This window comes from Pseudomonas sp. CCOS 191 (assembly GCF_001007005.1).
Classification (GTDB): Bacteria; Pseudomonadota; Gammaproteobacteria; order Pseudomonadales; family Pseudomonadaceae; genus Aquipseudomonas; species Aquipseudomonas soli.
Genome location: NZ_LN847264.1, coordinates 3830963 through 3847172 on the forward strand (window position 1 = coordinate 3830963; position 16210 = coordinate 3847172).

21 protein-coding genes and 3 tRNA genes are annotated in these 16210 nt (G+C 62.1%); 11 read left to right on the forward strand and 13 right to left on the reverse strand.

Features of this window, described 5'->3' with window-relative positions; translation table 11 throughout:
- The first annotated feature begins 43 nt into the window (after nucleotides 1–43).
- Both CCOS191_RS16950 and CCOS191_RS16955 read left to right on the forward strand, forming a co-directional pair.
- Nucleotides 44–400, forward strand: coding sequence for a hypothetical protein (locus CCOS191_RS16950; protein WP_046856215.1), 357 nt, complete (start codon nucleotides 44–46; stop codon nucleotides 398–400).
- A gap of 245 nt (nucleotides 401–645) precedes the next feature.
- Nucleotides 646–1455, forward strand: coding sequence for an META and DUF4377 domain-containing protein (locus CCOS191_RS16955; protein ID WP_046856216.1), 810 nt, complete (start codon nucleotides 646–648; stop codon nucleotides 1453–1455).
- 65 nt (nucleotides 1456–1520) lie between these two features.
- On the opposite strand, the gene CCOS191_RS16960 is transcribed toward CCOS191_RS16955, so the two are convergent.
- Together CCOS191_RS16960 and CCOS191_RS16965 are read right to left on the reverse strand one after the other, a co-directional pair.
- A complete protein-coding gene (locus CCOS191_RS16960; protein WP_046856217.1) occupies nucleotides 1521–1913 on the reverse strand; it encodes a nuclear transport factor 2 family protein in 393 nt (130 codons plus the stop codon).
- On the reverse strand, nucleotides 1910–2560 hold the full coding sequence (locus tag CCOS191_RS16965) for a DsbA family protein (RefSeq protein WP_046856218.1): 651 nt from the start codon (nucleotides 2558–2560) through the stop codon (nucleotides 1910–1912). The genes CCOS191_RS16960 and CCOS191_RS16965 overlap by 4 nt, the downstream gene beginning before the upstream one ends.
- Before the next feature lie 111 nt (nucleotides 2561–2671).
- Here CCOS191_RS16965 and CCOS191_RS16970 point away from each other — a divergent pair, with 111 nt between their 5' ends.
- Nucleotides 2672–3565: a LysR family transcriptional regulator gene (locus CCOS191_RS16970; protein ID WP_197541421.1), complete on the forward strand. Its 894-nt coding sequence runs from the start codon at nucleotides 2672–2674 to the stop codon at nucleotides 3563–3565.
- 23 nt (nucleotides 3566–3588) lie between these two features.
- Here CCOS191_RS16970 and CCOS191_RS16975 read toward each other — a convergent pair whose 3' ends face one another.
- The 4 genes from CCOS191_RS16975 to sohB form a co-directional block, all read right to left on the reverse strand.
- Nucleotides 3589–3804: a hypothetical protein gene (locus CCOS191_RS16975; protein WP_046856220.1), complete on the reverse strand. Its 216-nt coding sequence runs from the start codon at nucleotides 3802–3804 to the stop codon at nucleotides 3589–3591.
- 163 nt (nucleotides 3805–3967) lie between these two features.
- Nucleotides 3968–4405: a hypothetical protein gene (locus CCOS191_RS16980; RefSeq protein WP_156177633.1), complete on the reverse strand. Its 438-nt coding sequence runs from the start codon at nucleotides 4403–4405 to the stop codon at nucleotides 3968–3970.
- A gap of 229 nt (nucleotides 4406–4634) precedes the next feature.
- A tRNA-Cys gene (locus CCOS191_RS16985) sits at nucleotides 4635–4708 on the reverse strand.
- Nucleotides 4709–4852: 144 nt separating this feature from the next.
- On the reverse strand, nucleotides 4853–5869 hold the full coding sequence (gene sohB / locus CCOS191_RS16990; RefSeq protein WP_046856222.1) for a protease SohB: 1017 nt from the start codon (nucleotides 5867–5869) through the stop codon (nucleotides 4853–4855).
- Between the two features lie 199 nt (nucleotides 5870–6068).
- On the opposite strand from sohB, the gene CCOS191_RS16995 reads away from it, so the two are divergent.
- The 4 genes from CCOS191_RS16995 (at nucleotide 6069) to CCOS191_RS17010 (ending at nucleotide 9213) form a co-directional block, all read left to right on the forward strand.
- Nucleotides 6069–6782, forward strand: coding sequence for a histidine phosphatase family protein (locus CCOS191_RS16995; protein WP_038705820.1), 714 nt, complete (start codon nucleotides 6069–6071; stop codon nucleotides 6780–6782).
- A 54-nt stretch (nucleotides 6783–6836) separates the two neighbouring features.
- On the forward strand, nucleotides 6837–7154 hold the full coding sequence (locus CCOS191_RS17000) for an SCP2 sterol-binding domain-containing protein (RefSeq protein ID WP_023630010.1): 318 nt from the start codon (nucleotides 6837–6839) through the stop codon (nucleotides 7152–7154).
- A 197-nt stretch (nucleotides 7155–7351) separates the two neighbouring features.
- On the forward strand, nucleotides 7352–8419 hold the full coding sequence (locus tag CCOS191_RS17005; protein WP_046856223.1) for a phosphotransferase family protein: 1068 nt from the start codon (nucleotides 7352–7354) through the stop codon (nucleotides 8417–8419).
- 26 nt (nucleotides 8420–8445) lie between these two features.
- Complete coding sequence (locus tag CCOS191_RS17010; protein ID WP_046856224.1) at nucleotides 8446–9213, forward strand: SDR family oxidoreductase; 768 nt, start codon at nucleotides 8446–8448, stop codon at nucleotides 9211–9213.
- A gap of 125 nt (nucleotides 9214–9338) precedes the next feature.
- On the opposite strand, the gene CCOS191_RS17015 is transcribed toward CCOS191_RS17010, so the two are convergent.
- Nucleotides 9339–10160 carry a class I SAM-dependent methyltransferase gene (locus CCOS191_RS17015; RefSeq protein ID WP_046857841.1) on the reverse strand — a complete coding sequence of 274 codons (822 nt, stop codon included), beginning with the start codon at nucleotides 10158–10160 and terminating at the stop codon, nucleotides 9339–9341.
- A gap of 135 nt (nucleotides 10161–10295) precedes the next feature.
- Here CCOS191_RS17015 and CCOS191_RS17020 point away from each other — a divergent pair, with 135 nt between their 5' ends.
- Nucleotides 10296–11336 (forward strand): helix-turn-helix domain-containing protein, encoded by a 1041-nt coding sequence (locus CCOS191_RS17020; RefSeq protein WP_046856225.1) that lies wholly within the window; start codon nucleotides 10296–10298, stop codon nucleotides 11334–11336.
- A gap of 39 nt (nucleotides 11337–11375) precedes the next feature.
- Here CCOS191_RS17020 and CCOS191_RS17025 read toward each other — a convergent pair whose 3' ends face one another.
- Nucleotides 11376–11945 (reverse strand): SPOR domain-containing protein, encoded by a 570-nt coding sequence (locus CCOS191_RS17025; RefSeq protein ID WP_046856226.1) that lies wholly within the window; start codon nucleotides 11943–11945, stop codon nucleotides 11376–11378.
- Nucleotides 11946–12100: 155 nt separating this feature from the next.
- A tRNA-Val gene (locus tag CCOS191_RS17030) sits at nucleotides 12101–12177 on the reverse strand.
- Between the two features lie 20 nt (nucleotides 12178–12197).
- Here CCOS191_RS17030 and CCOS191_RS28025 point away from each other — a divergent pair.
- Nucleotides 12198–12377 carry a hypothetical protein gene (locus tag CCOS191_RS28025; RefSeq protein ID WP_156177636.1) on the forward strand — a complete coding sequence of 60 codons (180 nt, stop codon included), beginning with the start codon at nucleotides 12198–12200 and terminating at the stop codon, nucleotides 12375–12377.
- 2 nt (nucleotides 12378–12379) lie between these two features.
- On the opposite strand, the gene CCOS191_RS17035 is transcribed toward CCOS191_RS28025, so the two are convergent.
- Nucleotides 12380–12456, reverse strand: a tRNA-Val gene (locus CCOS191_RS17035).
- 202 nt (nucleotides 12457–12658) lie between these two features.
- Here CCOS191_RS17035 and CCOS191_RS17040 point away from each other — a divergent pair.
- Nucleotides 12659–13942, forward strand: coding sequence for an NAD(P)/FAD-dependent oxidoreductase (locus CCOS191_RS17040; protein WP_046856227.1), 1284 nt, complete (start codon nucleotides 12659–12661; stop codon nucleotides 13940–13942).
- Nucleotides 13943–14021: 79 nt separating this feature from the next.
- Here the strand turns inward: CCOS191_RS17040 and CCOS191_RS17045 are convergent, their stop codons facing one another.
- Nucleotides 14022–14765, reverse strand: a complete 744-nt coding sequence (locus tag CCOS191_RS17045) for a peptidase C39 family protein (protein ID WP_046856228.1) — start codon at nucleotides 14763–14765, stop codon at nucleotides 14022–14024.
- A 154-nt stretch (nucleotides 14766–14919) separates the two neighbouring features.
- Here CCOS191_RS17045 and CCOS191_RS27525 point away from each other — a divergent pair, with 154 nt between their 5' ends.
- A complete protein-coding gene (locus CCOS191_RS27525; RefSeq protein WP_081941225.1) occupies nucleotides 14920–15099 on the forward strand; it encodes a hypothetical protein in 180 nt (59 codons plus the stop codon).
- A gap of 96 nt (nucleotides 15100–15195) precedes the next feature.
- Here CCOS191_RS27525 and CCOS191_RS17050 read toward each other — a convergent pair whose 3' ends face one another.
- Both CCOS191_RS17050 and CCOS191_RS17055 read right to left on the reverse strand, forming a co-directional pair.
- Nucleotides 15196–15948: a TerC family protein gene (locus tag CCOS191_RS17050; protein WP_046856229.1), complete on the reverse strand. Its 753-nt coding sequence runs from the start codon at nucleotides 15946–15948 to the stop codon at nucleotides 15196–15198.
- Nucleotides 15949–15963: 15 nt separating this feature from the next.
- Nucleotides 15964–16203, reverse strand: a complete 240-nt coding sequence (locus tag CCOS191_RS17055) for a hypothetical protein (protein WP_046856230.1) — start codon at nucleotides 16201–16203, stop codon at nucleotides 15964–15966.
- Nucleotides 16204–16210: the final 7 nt, after the last annotated feature.

The window sequence follows — 16210 nt, forward strand, 5'->3', positions numbered from 1 at the left end:
GACACCCAGCCGGTATTGAAGGACCACAGGTCAAAGGAACGACATGCTGAAACTGCTCACCGACATAGCCTTCCTGTGCGCAGGGCTATTGCTACTGACCGCCCTCTTCTGGGCATGTACCTATGAACGCAATCGCTGGCGCGCAGCCTTCGAAGCAGACTTCACGACCAAGCTGGGCAAGCTGGGTATCGAGGGCCATGAACTGGTGGTCGACAACGTCACGCTGCCGACCCCCCATAGAGCTGCCGATGTGTACCGGATCCTCCACGATCTGAAGGGCAACTATTTTCTTTACATCAAGAACGGCTACGCAGAGGGAGCACTCAAGCCCTTGACCAGCGAGCGGGCGCTGCAGGCCGCGAAAATGAGTGGATATCCCTGCAAAGGTCCGCAGGTCTAGAGGGCGCGGGCTGTCCTGCAAAATCTGGCAACACTTGCCGGCCACCCCGTCGATGAAACTCAATGGGATCGATGCTGTCCCATTGCCATCGGTTACCGCCGAGGCCGTCCGATAACGCTCACAGACGTGGCAAGGTCCACGTCGCGAAGCGATCCTGAAACGGCCTCGATATCCCGGTTTACCGGCGCGCGCATCCCACCTGTCGCGGATGCCGCCCCCATTTTTCAAGGCTGAAAGAGCGAACCATGAAACAGAACATTCTCCTCGTTGCCGTCTGCGCCGCCCTGCTCCAGGCATGTGCCCCGGCTTCCACCTCCCATGAAGGGACGCCTTCCATGCCCACCACTGCCGCATCCAGCGCAACCCAGCCCAAACTCTCGGCCTACTACTGGAACCTGGTAGCGGCCAACGATGCGTCGGGCAAGCCCATCACTGCCATGGCCCCTGGCATCGAGGGCAAACTGCGGTTGAACTTCGCCGAACGTAACCTGAACATCAATGGCGGCTGCAACAACCAGTTCGGCGGCTATTCCTACCAGGACGGGGTACTGAAGGTGCAATCACTGGCCTCGACCCTGAAGGCCTGCGACAAGCCCCTGATGGAACTGGACGCCCAGGTCGGGCGCCTGTTCAAGGGCGACCTGCGTACCACCCTCTCCGACGATGCCGGGGAGCCGGTGCTGCAACTGACCACCCAGGACGGCTCGGTACTGAAGTTCCAGGGCGAAGCCACCCCGGAAACCCGCTATGGCAGCAAGGGCGAGATCAAGTTCCTGGAAGTGGCCGCCAAGACCGTCAAGTGCAGCCATCCACTGATCCCCAACTACCAGTGCCTGCAAGTGCGCGAGCGTCGCTATGACGACGCCGGCCTGCAGCTGGCGACCCAGGACAGCTGGCACCCGCTGTACCAGTCCATCGAGGGCTTCGAGCACCGTGCCGGCGTGCGCACCGTGCTGCGCGTGAAGCAATACGAATGGAAGAACCCGCCGGCCGACGCCTCGTCGCAGGTCTATGTGCTGGACCTGGTGGTCGAGCAGGACGCTTCGGGCAAGTAATTGCCAGTCGGCGCAGGCCGCCCTGCAGCGGCCTGCGCCTGGAACCGACGGCGACCGTGAAACGCTCAGGTAAGCGCCGCGTTGACCTGCGCACTGTCGACGTATTGCTCCATGCTGACGATCTTGCCGTTGTTCAGCCGGTACAGATGGGCAAAGGTAGCGGTCATCGCCTTCCCGGTCTTGCGATAGGTGCCCGAATAGACGCCGAAGGCGGCAACCCGGTCGTCCTCGGCCACATAGGTATGCACCTTGGCCTGGTAGCCATCCCATTCGGTGGCCAGGCGATGAAACACACCCTCCATGATCGCCTGCGGGCCGACATAGGTACCGGCATAAGGGAAGCCAGCCGCCTCCGTCCAGATCACATCCGCAGCCAGCGCCGCCAGCAGATTCCGGCCATTCTGTTCGGCTGAGCCTTCGTACGAGGCTCGGATGATGTCCAGGTTGCTCCTGCTCATGGCTTTACCCCCACGTTCAGCTCGCGAATGAAAGCCTGAGGATCTGAAAAGATAGCGCTGGCAGGTAACAACTGCATGGCGTCGTCCGCTTGTTGCAGAACGAATGTCGGCACGCCTCGACCGCCCACGCGACGCAACAAGGCACGCCCCTGCCCCACACGATCATCGTTGGCCTGCAGCAAGGCCGAATCCGGACGCGTCAGCCGCTGCGCGGCGGCATCCAGACCCAAGTCCGCCAGCACTGCTGTCAACGTCTCCAGCCGAGTCACGTCCAGGCCATCGACATAGCGCGCCGCCTGAATCGCCTTGAGCGCTTCGAACTCGTGCTCTGGTGAAGTCAGGTTCACTGCGCTGAGCGCCAGGGTAGACGGAGCACTGTCGAACCCCTGAAGACGGTCGGCGAGTACCTGGTCACGATAGCGTTCACTGAAGACCTGCCCGGTCAGGCGCTCGATACGCTGGTCGTTGCTCCAGGCGTAGGCCGCAAAGTCATCATCCATGGCGCGAGCACCGCTGCCGGAAAACAGCCCCGTCGGTATCAGGCGCAACGCAAGGCCCGTGGATTCGAGAACCTGAGGCAGCGGTCCCCCTGCACCGTAGCACCAGCCGCACAGTGGATCGTAGAGGTAAACCAGGGTCTTGTTCATGGTGAAACGCCTTGAATGGAATGCCTCGAATCTTATAGCGCGCGAATTGACATTTAAACGCATACAAAATAAACACACTGTATGTTATTGGCATACATCAAGGGCAAATCAATGACCGGCGCTTCCAGCCTGAACAGGCTTGCGTACTTCACCGCGGTGGTCGAAACCGGCTCCTTCACCGCCGCTGCCGAGCGCCTCGGCATCACCAAGGCCGTGGTCAGCCAGCAGGTGGCGCGACTTGAAAGCGACTGTCGCACCACACTGCTGGTTCGCAGCACGCGGAAAGTCCGCACCACCGAGGCGGGCCAGCAGTTCTATCACCGCTGTGCCTTGATCCTCAAAGAGGCTGAAGAGGCTTTCGAGGAATTGTCCGAAACGGCCAGCGAGCCGACGGGCACCCTACGCCTGACCGCCCCTTTCGATTACGGCATCGGTGTCGTGGTGCCGGCCATCACCGCATTCTCGCAGCGATATCCGCAGTGCAAGGTCGAGGCACACTTCAGCGACCAGACCCTGGATCTTGGCGCCAACGATCTGGACCTTTCCATTCGTGTTGGCTGGATTACCGAGCAACATCTGCAGGCCCGGCGAATCGGCGAGTTTGCGCAACGATTGGTGGCCGGCCCTCAGTGGCAAGCGCGAGTGGACAAACTGCAGGCCCCGGCGGATCTGGCCGAGTTGCCGATCGTGGCGAACCTGGCGTTGCGAGAACCGACCCGTTGGCTATTTGCCAAGGGGGCCTCGCAGCGCGAAACAGTGGAGATGAAAGCCAGCCTGTCGCTCAACGCCACCTTGGCAGTGCGCGAAGCCACGCTGCTCGGGGCCGGGCTATCGGTCCTTCCGGACTATGTGGCGGAACCTGACCTGCAAGCAGGCCGGCTGATCGAAGTGCTGCCGCAGTGGTCGCTACCCCGAGGCGAGATCCATGCGGTCTTTCCAACGGCTCGCTTTCGACCGGTCAAGGTGCGGGCGTTTATCGAGCTTCTGGCAAGCCGCCTGGCTTAATGACTGCTAGCCGGCAGCCAACTTCAGGATTGGCTCTTTTTAGCGTGGAACGGCGCGAAGGTCATACCGAAGAACCAGCCGCCGATCATTGCCAGCCAGATCGATTTGTATCCCTCCACGTTGTAGGCGCACCAATAGTTGATCGCCGTAATCACAACGAAAATCGAGAAAAACTGCTTGCGGGAGTACCTGCTCAGGTAACGGGTGGCGGCTGCGTCCAGTTCTTTGAGCTTTTTCATTGCGTTTCATCCTTGAATAACCAAAACCGCAGACCTGGATCTGCGGGGGTTTTGAATGGTCGAGACCGAGGCCGGCATCCAACCGACGTAGATGGACTTTTCTCTTAACGGCTCGAAGAGATCAAGTTTTCACAGAGTCTGCGAAGGTGCCTTTCCAGGTTGCTCAAGGCTGGAATCGCGTGGCGCACGCGTGACATAGCCAAGTGCGGCGCCATTCTTCCAGCTTGTCGTACTGCGCAACGTTGAACTTCCAGTGGCGCACAAATCCGATCACACCGATGGTGGCGAGCGTGGCTCCGATGAAGAACCTGGTCCAGTCGACACCCCAGTAAGTGTTAATCAGCTTGAGACCATCGTAGAGGATGATGATACCTACTCCGGTCATGATCACAGGACCCAACAGGCGTTTGCCCGGGGGCGGACCTACGCTAGCAGCCAAATCGGTCTGATGCCGACCAGTCGTTTCGACCGTGACAGGACCATAGCTGGAGTTGGTCTGGTGAGTTGCTTGAATGCGAGTGGTACCAGCAGCGTGAATCACGGATAGCAGCTGGACATTTTGGCCTTGGCAATGCGGGCAGCAGATGGCGTTGTTGCTCACCACGTAATCATTCCTTTGAGGGGTGAAAAGCGGCCATTCTAAGGCAATTGCATACAGCAGGGCACTCAAAAAAGGGATCACCGAGCGCGTTTACCGTCGAGTCGGAGCGATCGCCAAGCCTTCCAAGTGATCCAGTTTTGGGACTGCGTGTAATTTGTTTTGGGACTTCGGAAGTTTCCGGCGCACAAAGAAAAACCCCGCAGACCTTAATCTGCGGGGTTTCGAATAGTGGAGGCCGAGGTCGGAATCGAACCGGCGTAGACGGATTTGCAATCCGGAGCATAACCACTTTGCTACTCGGCCTCAAAGTCGGAGTCAGCTTTCGCTATCTCCTTGAAACCGCTGGGCTTTTTCAAGTCAGCTGCGTTTCGATGGAGGCCATTATGTCGGCATTCGATGGACCTTGCAACCCCCTTGAAGAAAAAAATCTTCAAGGGGTTCAAGGTGTTAGCGCAGACGCCCGAGTTTGCTCCACAAGCCAACCAGGGTGTTCTCCACTGCCCCGCTGGCAGCCACGCCGATGCGCTCCTGCAGGCTCTTGCGCTCTGCGAAGCGCAGGTGGAACACGTTGGCCTCACGGGCGCTGCGGCTCAGGTATTCGTCGCTGGTGCCCAGCTCGTCGACCAGCTGGCGATTGAGCGCAGCAATGCCGAGCCAGACCTCGCCGGTCGCCACCTCGTCTATATGAAGCTGCGGGCGGTAGCGGGCGACGAAATCCTTGAACAGCTGGTGGGTGATGTCCAGGTCTTCCTGGAACTTCTCCCGGCCCTTGTCGGTGTTCTCGCCGAACACGGTCAGGGTGCGCTTGTATTCGCCGGCGGTGAGCACTTCGAAATCGATGTCATGCTTCTTCAACAGGCGATTGAGGTTGGGCATCTGCGCCACCACGCCAATCGAACCGAGCACGGCAAACGGTGCGCTGACGATCTTCTCGCCGATACAGGCCATCATGTAGCCGCCGCTGGCGGCGACCTTGTCGATGCAGATGGTCAGCGGGATGCCGGCCTCGCGGATGCGCGCCAGCTGCGAGGCCGCCAGGCCATAGCTGTGCACCATGCCACCGCCGCTCTCCAGGCGCAGCACCACCTCGTCACGCGGGGTGGCCAGGGTCAGCAGCGCGGTGATCTCGTAGCGCAGGCTCTCGGTGGCCGAGGCCTTGATGTCGCCGTCGAAATCGAGGACGAACACCCGGCGCTTGTCCTCAGGCTTTTTCTTCTGCTGTTTTTCCGCCTTGGCCTGCTGCTTGCGCACAGCCTTGAGCTGGGCCTTGTCGAGCAGGCCCGACTCCAGGCGCTCGCGCAGCTCCTTGTAGAACTCGTTGAGGCGGGTGACCTGCAATTGCCCGCCCGCCTTGCGCCGCCCTTTGCCACGCAGGCCGGCGATGGCCGACAGCACCACCAGGATGGCGATCACCAGGGTGGCGGTTTTGGCGAGAAAGCTTGCGTATTCGGCAAGAAACTCCACATTGACTCCTTGATAAACCAGCGCCGCAAGGGCGCGAACTGGATGCAAGCATACCGGGGCGCCAGAGCCGCTGCCAGCGGGTGAAAATGCTGGCAACACAGTTCAAACGACCTTTTCAAACGCTTGTATGTTTTTTCGTTGACAGCCCGCCTGGGGCAACCTAACCTCGCAGCAACCTCCAACCGGGCCGGACTTCAACGTGGGCAATCTCTACCTGATCCGACATGGCCAAGCCTCCTTTGGTGCCGCCGACTACGACGTGCTGTCGCCTGTGGGCGAACGTCAGAGCCAGGCGCTGGGTGAACACCTCGCCCAACTGGGCCTGCGCCTGGACCGCTGTGTGGCCGGTACCCTGCGCCGCCAGCAGGACACCGCCCGCCTGGCCCTGGACGCGCTGCATGCCCATGGCAACCCGGTGCCGGCCATTGAGACCGACGCGGCCTTCAACGAGTTCGACGCCGATGGCGTGATCCGCGCCCTGCTCCCGCGCCTGCTGCCTGAAGAGCCTGAAGCCCTGCATGTACTGCGCAACGGTGCCCAGCACCGCAGCGAATTCCAGCGCCTGTTCGCGCTGATGGTGCAGCGCTGGCACGACGGCGACCACGACCATGACGACCGCCTGGAAACCTGGCAGTCTTTCACTGGCCGGGTCGGCGACGGCCTGGAGCGCCTGCTCGACAGCGCCGCCAGCGGCGACAACATCGCCCTGTTCACTTCCGGCGGCACCATCGCCGCCCTGCTCCACCTGGTAAGCGGAATCACGCCGGCTCAGGCGTTCACCCTGAACTGGCAGATCATCAACACGTCGCTCAGCCACCTGAAGTTCCGTGGCCGCGACGTCACCCTGGCTTCCTTCAACAGCCAAGCCCATGTGCGGCTGTTGCGGTTGCCGGAGCTCGTCACCTACCGATGAGCCCGGTCTGTTGTGTCCTTGCGGACGCGAATATCACTTAACAAGGAATACACCATGAGCGATGTAGCTAAAGCCGTCGAGGCGATGAAGGCAAAATTCAACCCTGCAGCTGCCGCCGGCCTGGACCTGGTGTTCGGCTTCAACATCACCGACGAAGACAAGCACTACGCCCTGCTGGTCAAGGACGGCACCTGCGAGATCCAGGAAGGCGAGAACGCCGACGCCAACTGTACCCTGGTAATGGACAGCGAAACCCTCAAGGGCATCGTCAGCGGTGACACCGACGGCATGCAGGCCTTCATGGGCGGCAAGCTGCGCGTCGAAGGCGACATGATGCTGTCGATGAAGCTCAGCGAGCTGTTCCCGGCCTGATTGGCGCGGTAGAACGCGAATGAAAAAGACCGAAGCCTGATGCGCTTCGGTTTTTTTTCGCCCGCGCAAAGCCGGTCCATCAGGGCCATTGATCGGCCGGCAACACCCAGGCCAATAAGCGTCTGGCACGCTTGTACCAGCTTCGACAGGAAATTAGATTAGCCAATAGTCCTTGCTATCGATCATAAGGAAATCGCATGACGCTCACCGACCAGTCCACCCAGGTACGCCCCGGCGAAGAACTCGACGCGGCCGTCATCGATCCTTACCTCAAGGGTCATATACCTGGCCTGCAGGGCAGCCCGACCATCAGCCAGTTTCCGGGTGGCGCCTCTAACCTGACCTACCTGGTGGCCTACCCGGGCAAGGAATTCGTCCTGCGCCGCCCGCCATTCGGCCACAAGGCCAAGTCGGCCCACGACATGGGCCGCGAGTTCCGTATCCTCAACCAGCTCAATGCCGGTTTCCCCTATTGCCCCAAGGCCTACGTGCACTGCACCGATGAAGCGCTGATCGGCGGCGAGTTCTACGTGATGGAGCGGGTCAACGGCATCATCCTGCGCTCGGACATCCCCGCCGAACTCGACCTGGACGCCGGTCGCACCGAGGCGCTGTGCAAAAGCTTCATCGATCGCCTGATCGAGCTGCACCAGGTGGACTACCAGGCATGTGGCCTGGCCGACCTGGGCAAGCCGGAAGGTTATGTGCAGCGCCAGATCGAAGGCTGGGCCAGCCGCTATGAAAAAGCCCTGACCCCCGACGCACCGCGCTGGGAACAGGTGATCACCTGGCTGCGCGAGAAGATGCCCGCCGACCACCCGCGCCCGGGCATCGTGCATAACGACTACCGCTTCGACAATGTCATCCTCGACAGCAACAACCCGATGCGCATCATCGGCGTGCTGGACTGGGAAATGGCCACCATCGGCGATCCGCTGATGGACCTGGGCAACAGCCTGGCCTACTGGATCGAGGCCGGCGACCCAGCGCCAGTACAGCTGATGCGTCGCCAGCCGAGCAATGCGCCGGGCATGCTGACCCGCCAGCAGTTTGTCGACTACTACGCAGAACGCGCCGGCATTCGCATCGACAATTTCGACTTCTATTACTGCTACGGCCTGTTCCGCCTGGCCGGCATCGTCCAGCAGATCTACTACCGCTTCTTCCACGGCCAGACCCAGGACAAACGTTTAGCCCAGTTCATCCACATGAACAAGCTGTTGGAGCACATGAGCCTGCAACTGATCGGCAAATCCAGCCTGTAATCCGGCCCACAACAAGGAATACCCGAATGTCCAAGACCCACCTGTTCGACCTCGACGGCAAGATCGCCTTCGTTTCCGGTGCCAGCCGTGGCATCGGTGAAGCCATCGCCCACCTGCTGGCCCAGCAGGGCGCCCATGTGATCGTCTCCAGCCGCAAGCTCGACGGCTGCCAGCAGGTGGCCGAGGCGATCGTAGCCGCCGGCGGCAAGGCCACCGCGGTGGCCTGCCATATCGGTGAGATGGAGCAAATCCAGCAGGTGTTCGCCGGCATCCGCGAACAGTTCGGGCGCCTCGACATTCTGGTCAACAACGCCGCCACCAACCCGCAGTTCTGCAATGTGCTGGATACCGACCTGGGCGCTTTCCAGAAGACCGTCGACGTCAATATCCGCGGTTACTTCTTCATGTCGGTGGAAGCCGGCAAGCTGATGCGCGAGCACGGCGGTGGCAGCATCATCAACGTGGCCTCGATCAACGGGGTGTCACCGGGGCTGTTCCAGGGCATCTACTCGGTGACCAAGGCGGCCGTGATCAACATGACCAAGGTGTTTGCCAAGGAGTGCGCGCAGTTCGGCATCCGCTGCAACGCCCTGCTGCCAGGGCTGACCGACACCAAGTTCGCCTCGGCGCTGGTGAAGAACGACAGCATCCGCAATGCCGCGCTGCAGCAGATCCCGCTCAAGCGCGTGGCCGACCCGAGCGAGATGGCCGGGGCGGTGCTGTACCTGGCCAGCGACGCCTCCAGCTATACCACCGGCACCGCGCTCAATGTGGACGGCGGGTTCCTGTCCTGAGCACACAGGCCCCTGGCTGAAATGGCGCGGATTCCGTGGGAGCGGGCTTGACCCGCGATTGCAATCGCGAACCTGTCGCGGGGCAAGCCCGCTCCCACGGCTCGCGTACACGCCAAGCCTTTGATCTACCCTTTGACCGCCTGCAGCGTATAGCTCAGCGGCAATCTCCAGGGCGCCTCGACCAGGCGCCACTCGCCGTCATCACCCAACGCCATCTGCCCAGGCAAGGCCTCCCAGGGAATGCTCTGGTGCTCCTCCAGGGCGGTGATGCGCAGGCCGCTACGCAACAGCGCGGTGATCACCTCGCCGAGGCCATGGTTCCACTCATGGGTTTCGGTCTGCGTCAGGGCCTGCTCGGTGTCGACGTAGGTCTGGTCGCTGATCCACACGGTCGGCGCCTCGCGCTCGAAGTACGGATACTCCAGCTGCAAACGGTCCTCATGGTCTTCGTTGACCGCCATCAGCATCGGATGGCCATCGCGCAGGAACAGGCGTCCGCCCGGCTTGAGCAACGCCGCCACTGCCTGCGCCCAGCGCTCGATACTCGGCAGCCAGCACAACGCGCCGATGCCGGTGTAGACCAGATCGAAACCATCGGCAGGCAGCACCTGTGCCGCCTGGTAGACGTCCGCTTCGACATAGGCGATGCCAGCGCCGCAACGTTCGGCCAGGCCACGCGCCTGGGCCAGCGAGGCGGCAGAGAAGTCCAGGCCACAGACATCCGCCCCCAGGCGCGCCAGCGACAAGGTGTCGGTACCGATATGGCATTGCAGGTGCACCGCGCGCAGGCCATGGATATCGCCCAGGCGCGGCAGGTCGAAACGCACCACCTCGGACAGGTGGCCGGGTTCGGCGACAAAGCGTTCGACCTCGTAGTCCTTCGAGGCGGCGTGCAGTGGCGCCCGTTCATTCCAACTGGCGCGGTTGAGTTCCAGTGATCGGCTCATGCGGTGCATCCCTGTCCTGAATGGGTCAGGCGCCACGTTAACCGGCGCCGCCGAGCGCGGCAACCGCGCTGTCAACCTGAAGTTGACAGCTCAGGTATACTGACCGCCTCGTCCACGCCCAAGGATCCAGCACCCATGACGGAAAACAGCTTCGCCTTTCGCCTCAAGGAACTGCTCGAACACCACAAGCTGACCCTGCAGGCGGTGGGCACGGCCTTGGGGATCTCGCGCACGGCGGTGCACAAGTGGACCCGCGGTGGCGAGATCGACTACGCCAACCTGCGCAAGCTGGCCGACCTGCTCAAGGTCAACTGGATCTGGCTGCGCTACGGCGAAGAGGCCCTGCACAGCGTGCAGCAGGCCGAGGTGGTCGAGCTGCCGATGACCGACGTGCGCCGCCGCTACACCGCCGAGATCATGGAGAGCGAGACACGCATGAAGCTGGCCCAGGAGGGTGCGCGCATCGTCACCTGGGAATGGAACCTGGTCACCGACGAAGTGACCTACTCGCCCAACGTCGAGGCGGTGTATGGCTGGCCACTACGGCGCAACGAGGACTTCTGGGAGCACATCCACCCCGAGGACGCCAGCCACATGCAGGGCATGTATGCCCAGGCCGTGGCTGACGGCACCGGCTGCGAGTGCGACTTTCGCATCACCCGCCCCGATGGCGACCAACGCTGGATCGCCTCGCGCGCCACGGTGCTCAGCGACAGTGCCGGGCGCCCGGTGAAGATGCTCGGCATCAGCATGGACAACACCGAGCGCAAGGTGGCCGAAGAGGAATTGCGCCAGAGCGAGGCGCGCTTTCGCACCATCTTCGAACTGGCCTGGGGCGCGCTGGCCTACATCGACCCGGATGGCAGCTGGCAGCGGGTCAACGGCAGCCTTTGCGAACTGCTGGGTTACCGTGAGGACGAGTTGTACGGCACGACGTTCCAGCAGCTCACCCACCCCGACGACCTACCGGACAATCTGGCGCTGCTGCGGCGCATGCTGGCCGGCGAGATCGAACGATACGAAGTGCAGAAGCGAGTGCGCCACAAGGACGGGCACTACCTCTGGGTGCGGGCACGCACCTCGCTGGAGCGCCGCGCCGACGGGCAGCCGGAACATCTGATCAGCGTGTTCGAGGACATCGGCGCCGAACGCGAGGCAAGCCCGCGTTCTATCTGATACCTGCCCAGCGCCGAGCCTGGCAGGTGCGGGTGAAGGTCAGCGCTTGACGCCGTGCTGGATGACAATCGAGTCGGTGCCCAGCTTGGCCATCACCTCGGCCTTGCGCGCATCGGCCTCGACCTTGGCCGGGAACGGCCCCATCAGCACCACCGGCTTGCCGTCGCGGTACTCGACCCAGGACGGGATGCCCTTTTCGATCAGGCGTGCGGTCATGTCGGTCAGGGCGCCCATGTTCGGCCCCTGGATCACCTCCACGTCCCAACCTTCCGGCGCCGGCTGGTCGGCCAGCGCCTCGGCGCGGCGCTGCAGGTCGGCGCCACCGCAGACTTCGCGGATACGCAGGTTGTTGCCGGTCTCGTCGATGAGGATCTCGTACTGACCGTCGTGCTTGATCGCCACGTAGCTGCGATAAGCCTCGTACTGACCGGCGTCATCCTTGCCGCGGAACTGGCCGCAGATGGAGCCCTGGGTGTCGAAGCGCACGTTGGCGAACTTGGCCGTCTTGGGGTTGTTCAGGTGTTCGGCCACCTGCTTGTGCACGCCTTCGACCTCGTTGTTACAGCCCGCCAGGGCCAACACCGCCATTACCACCGCCAGTTTGCGCACGCCTGTACCTCCAGATTCGAAGGGGCGGATTCTAGCATGAGCGAACCGCTCGGCCGCAGGGATGAGGCGAAGGTGGAAAGTTGCAGCGTATGTCAGCGCCCATGGAACGGCGGAAAGCAAAAAGGGCGATCCTTTCGGATCGCCCTCTTCTGATTTGGTAGGCACAATTGGACTCGAACCAACGACCCCCACCATGTCAAGGTGGTGCTCTAACCAACTGAGCTATGTGCCTGTCGTGTGGTGCGCATATTAGTGATCGACTACGCACCTGTAAAGCGTTTTTTTCAAAAAAATCAAAAACTTTGCGAAATTCATCCGAGCCGCCCCGGCTACCTGCGGGCAAGGCTTTTACCGGCCGATCTCGCATGCGGCTCGCCCGCTGGAAATTACCAAAAGCAAAAAGGGCGATCCTTGCGGATCGCCCTCTTCTGATTTGGTAGGCACAATTGGACTCGAACCAACGACCCCCACCATGTCAAGGTGGTGCTCTAACCAACTGAGCTATGTGCCTGTCGTGTGGGGCGCATTCTACGCGATCCAGATACCCTGTCAACTGTTTTTTTCACGCTAAGCTACTGAATCTTAAACTATTTATAGAAAGGCCAAGGTACAGGGGGGCGTAAAGGATTTTCACCGGACGACTAGCGGGTGTTTATTATTATTGATAGCATCGGTACATTCGTTAAAAATATAAAACACGAGGTTCCTCGAGCATGGCAAACACCCCCTACCCCCAGTCCTACTACGCCGCCTCGGCCAACCCGGTGCCGCCACGTCCGGCGCTGCAGGGTGAGGTGGAAACCGATGTGTGCATCATCGGTGCCGGCTACACCGGCCTGTCCAGCGCCCTGTTCCTGCTGGAGAACGGCTTCAAGGTGAGCATCGTCGAGGCCGCCAAGGTCGGTTTCGGCGCCTCGGGCCGCAACGGTGGCCAGATCGTCAACAGTTATAGCCGCGACATCGATGTCATCGAGCGCACCGTCGGCCCCAAGCAGGCGCAACTGCTCGGTCAGATGGCCTTCGAGGGCGGGCGCATCATCCGTGAGCGCGTGGCCAAGTACGACATCCAGTGCGACCTGAAGGACGGCGGCGTATTTGCAGCGCTGACCAGCAAGCAGATGGGCCACCTGGAATCGCAAAAACGCCTGTGGGAACGCTTCGGCCACAACCAGCTGGAGCTGATGGACCAGAAGCGCATCCGTGAAGTGGTGGCCTGCGACAGCTATATAGGCGGCATGCTCGACATGAGCGGCGGCCATATCCACCCACTGAACCTGGCCCTGGGCGAAGCCGCCGCGGTCGAGTCGCTGGGTGGCATCATCTATGAGCAGACCCCGGCCGTGCGCATCGAGCGTGGCGCCAACCCGGTAGTGCACACCCCGCAAGGCAAGGTGCGCGCCAAGTTCATCATCGTCGCCGGCAACGCCTACCTGGGCAACCTGGTACCGGAGCTGGCTGCCAAGTCGATGCCCTGCGGCACCCAGGTGATCACCACCGAGCCGCTGGGCGAGGAACTGGCCCGCACCCTGCTGCCGCAGGACTACTGCGTCGAGGACTGCAACTACCTGCTCGACTACTATCGCCTGACCAGCGACAAGCGCCTGATCTTCGGCGGTGGCGTGGTATACGGTGCGCGTGACCCGGCGAACATCGAGGCGATCATCCGTCCGAAGATGCTCAAGGCCTTCCCGCAGCTCAAGGACGTCAAGATCGACTACGCCTGGACCGGCAACTTCCTGCTGACCCTGTCGCGCCTGCCGCAGGTCGGCCGCATCGGCGACAACATCTACTACTCGCAGGGTTGCTCGGGCCACGGCGTCACCTACACCCACCTGGCGGGCAAGGTGCTGGCCGAAGCCCTGCGCGGCCAGGCCGAGCGCTTCGACGCGTTCGCCGGCCTGCCGCACTACCCGTTCCCGGGCGGCCAGATGCTGCGTGTGCCGTTCAGCGCCATCGGTGCCTGGTACTACAGCCTGCGCGATCGCCTGGGCTTCTGATGTGAAGCAATCGCGGGGCAAGCCCGCTCCCACAAGGCCAATCTTGTGGGAGCGGGCTTGCCCCGCGATCATTTCAGCCTCACCGTCCCAGGCTTGTGACAGCCTGCTTCGCCGCGATCTCCTGCCCCGAACGGGCCAGTTCATCCGCCGCCTGCAGCCAGCGCTGGCGATCCACCTGGGCCGGCAATTGCCGCGGCGATTGCAGCAACACCGCCCAGCTACCCTCCTTGGCCCACGCCGACTCGAAATCATCGAAAGCCATCAACTGGCGCCGATGCATGCCCGAGCGCAGCAATACCCGCTGCTTGTAGCGGTCATAGCCAATCAACACCGCATAGCGCGGCTCGCTCCACCACGCCGAACCTTCCTGATAACGCAACAACACCGGGTAGCCGGCCGCCACCTGGGCGAGCAAGGCATCCAGGTGTTTGTCCAGCGGGTAGACGACCCGGCCGTATTCACGGGCAACCCGAGGGATGCCGGTTTCCAGGGACTCGGCGGCGGCAGGCAGGCCCAACGACTTGTCGAGCAGGCCCGGCGTGATCGGCGCGCCCTGCTGCGACAGCACGGCGGCCAGGGCCATCGAGCCACTGTGGTTGGCGTTGCCGCCGTAGAAGGGAACGCTGCTGATCTCGACCCGCTGCGGCAGGCCTTTGAGCGCGGCCGGTGGCGCGCTGGCGCAACCCGACAACGTGGCCGCCACCAGGCAGGCGGCCAACAGGCGACGTGGGCCCAGGGCCCGGGACGTGATGAGTTTTTGCAACATGGACACTCGCATGATCCAGCGCCAGGCAGGCGGTGCCCGGCCATGAGTGCCGATCATAGGGCGCGGGCGGCTTCGGGTATAGCCCGATGCGGGCTTGGAACGAAACGGCCCAAGCACTAGACCTTTGGTCAATGGAACGTCATAGGCGACAAGCTAGACTAAAGCAGTGTCTGGATGGCGGGCCTGGCTCGCCAGAGAGAAGGAGGCACACATGAGCCTGACAATGGCGATTCTAATGCTGGTTGGCATGTGGCTGAGCGTCGCAGCCGCCATGCTCTGGGGCGTGCTGCGCATCGTGCGCCGGCATGCACACCCACATCACCTGCCCCCTCAAGCCCTGGTCAAACCACAACCTGTGCGCCGTGCGCGTCGGCATGCCGGGGCGCATTGAACTGAAGCTTTCCTGAAACGCATCGCGGGGCCAGCCCGCCGCCACAAGCTACCTGTCTTGTGGCGGCGGGCTGGCCCCGCGATGGTTCACACCAGGTCAGCCCTCGGCAGCCTCACGCTTCAAGCGCGCCCGGCGAGCCATGATGTTGAGGATCTCGATCGCGGTCGAGAACGCCATGGCAGCGTATACGTAGCCTTTCGGCACATGGGCACCGAAGCCTTCGGCGATCAGGGTCATGCCGATCATGATCAGGAAGCCCAGGGCCAGCATCACCACGGTCGGGTTGTCGTTGATGAACTTGGCCAGCGGGTCGGCGGCCACCAGCATCACGATCACGGCACTGATCACGGCGATGATCATGATCGGCAGGTGCTCGGTCATGCCCACGGCGGTGATGATGCTGTCGATCGAGAAGACGATGTCCAGCAGCAGGATCTGGAAGATCGCCGCGGTGAAACCGATGGTCACGACGTTGCCGGCCTTGGACTCTTCCTTCGCGCCATGTGGGTCGACACTTTCATGGATCTCCTTGGTCGCCTTCCACAGCAGGAACAGGCCACCGGCAATGAGGATCATGTCCTTCCACGAGAACGTGTGGCCGAACACCTCGACCACAGGCTCGGTCAACTGGACGATCCAGGCCACGGTGCTGAGCAGCGCCAGGCGCATGACCAGGGCCATGCTGATACCGATACGCCGCGCCTTGGAACGATAGGCCTCGGGCAGCTTGTTGGTGAGGATGGAGATGAAGATCAGGTTGTCGATGCCGAGCACGACCTCCATGGCCACCAGGGTGGCGAGGGCTACCCAGGCGGTGGGGCTTGCGGCGAGTTCCAGCAAATATTCCATTGGTCAGTCCTGCTCTCAGATGTCCTGGGTGTCTTTCTTGTCGTCTTCGGCCTTGGCTTTCTCGCCATCGCTGCCGATGGCGTCGCTCAAGGCCTGCTGGGCGGCGTCATTGGTCTTGTCGATGGCCTGCTTGGCCGTTTCAGCGGCCTGGTCAAGCATCTGCTGGGCGGATTTCTCGGCCTGGTCGCAGCCAGACATGGCGAACAGGGCCAGGGCCAGCACCAGCGGTGTGCCAATGGATTTGAGTTGTAGCATGAGGTCC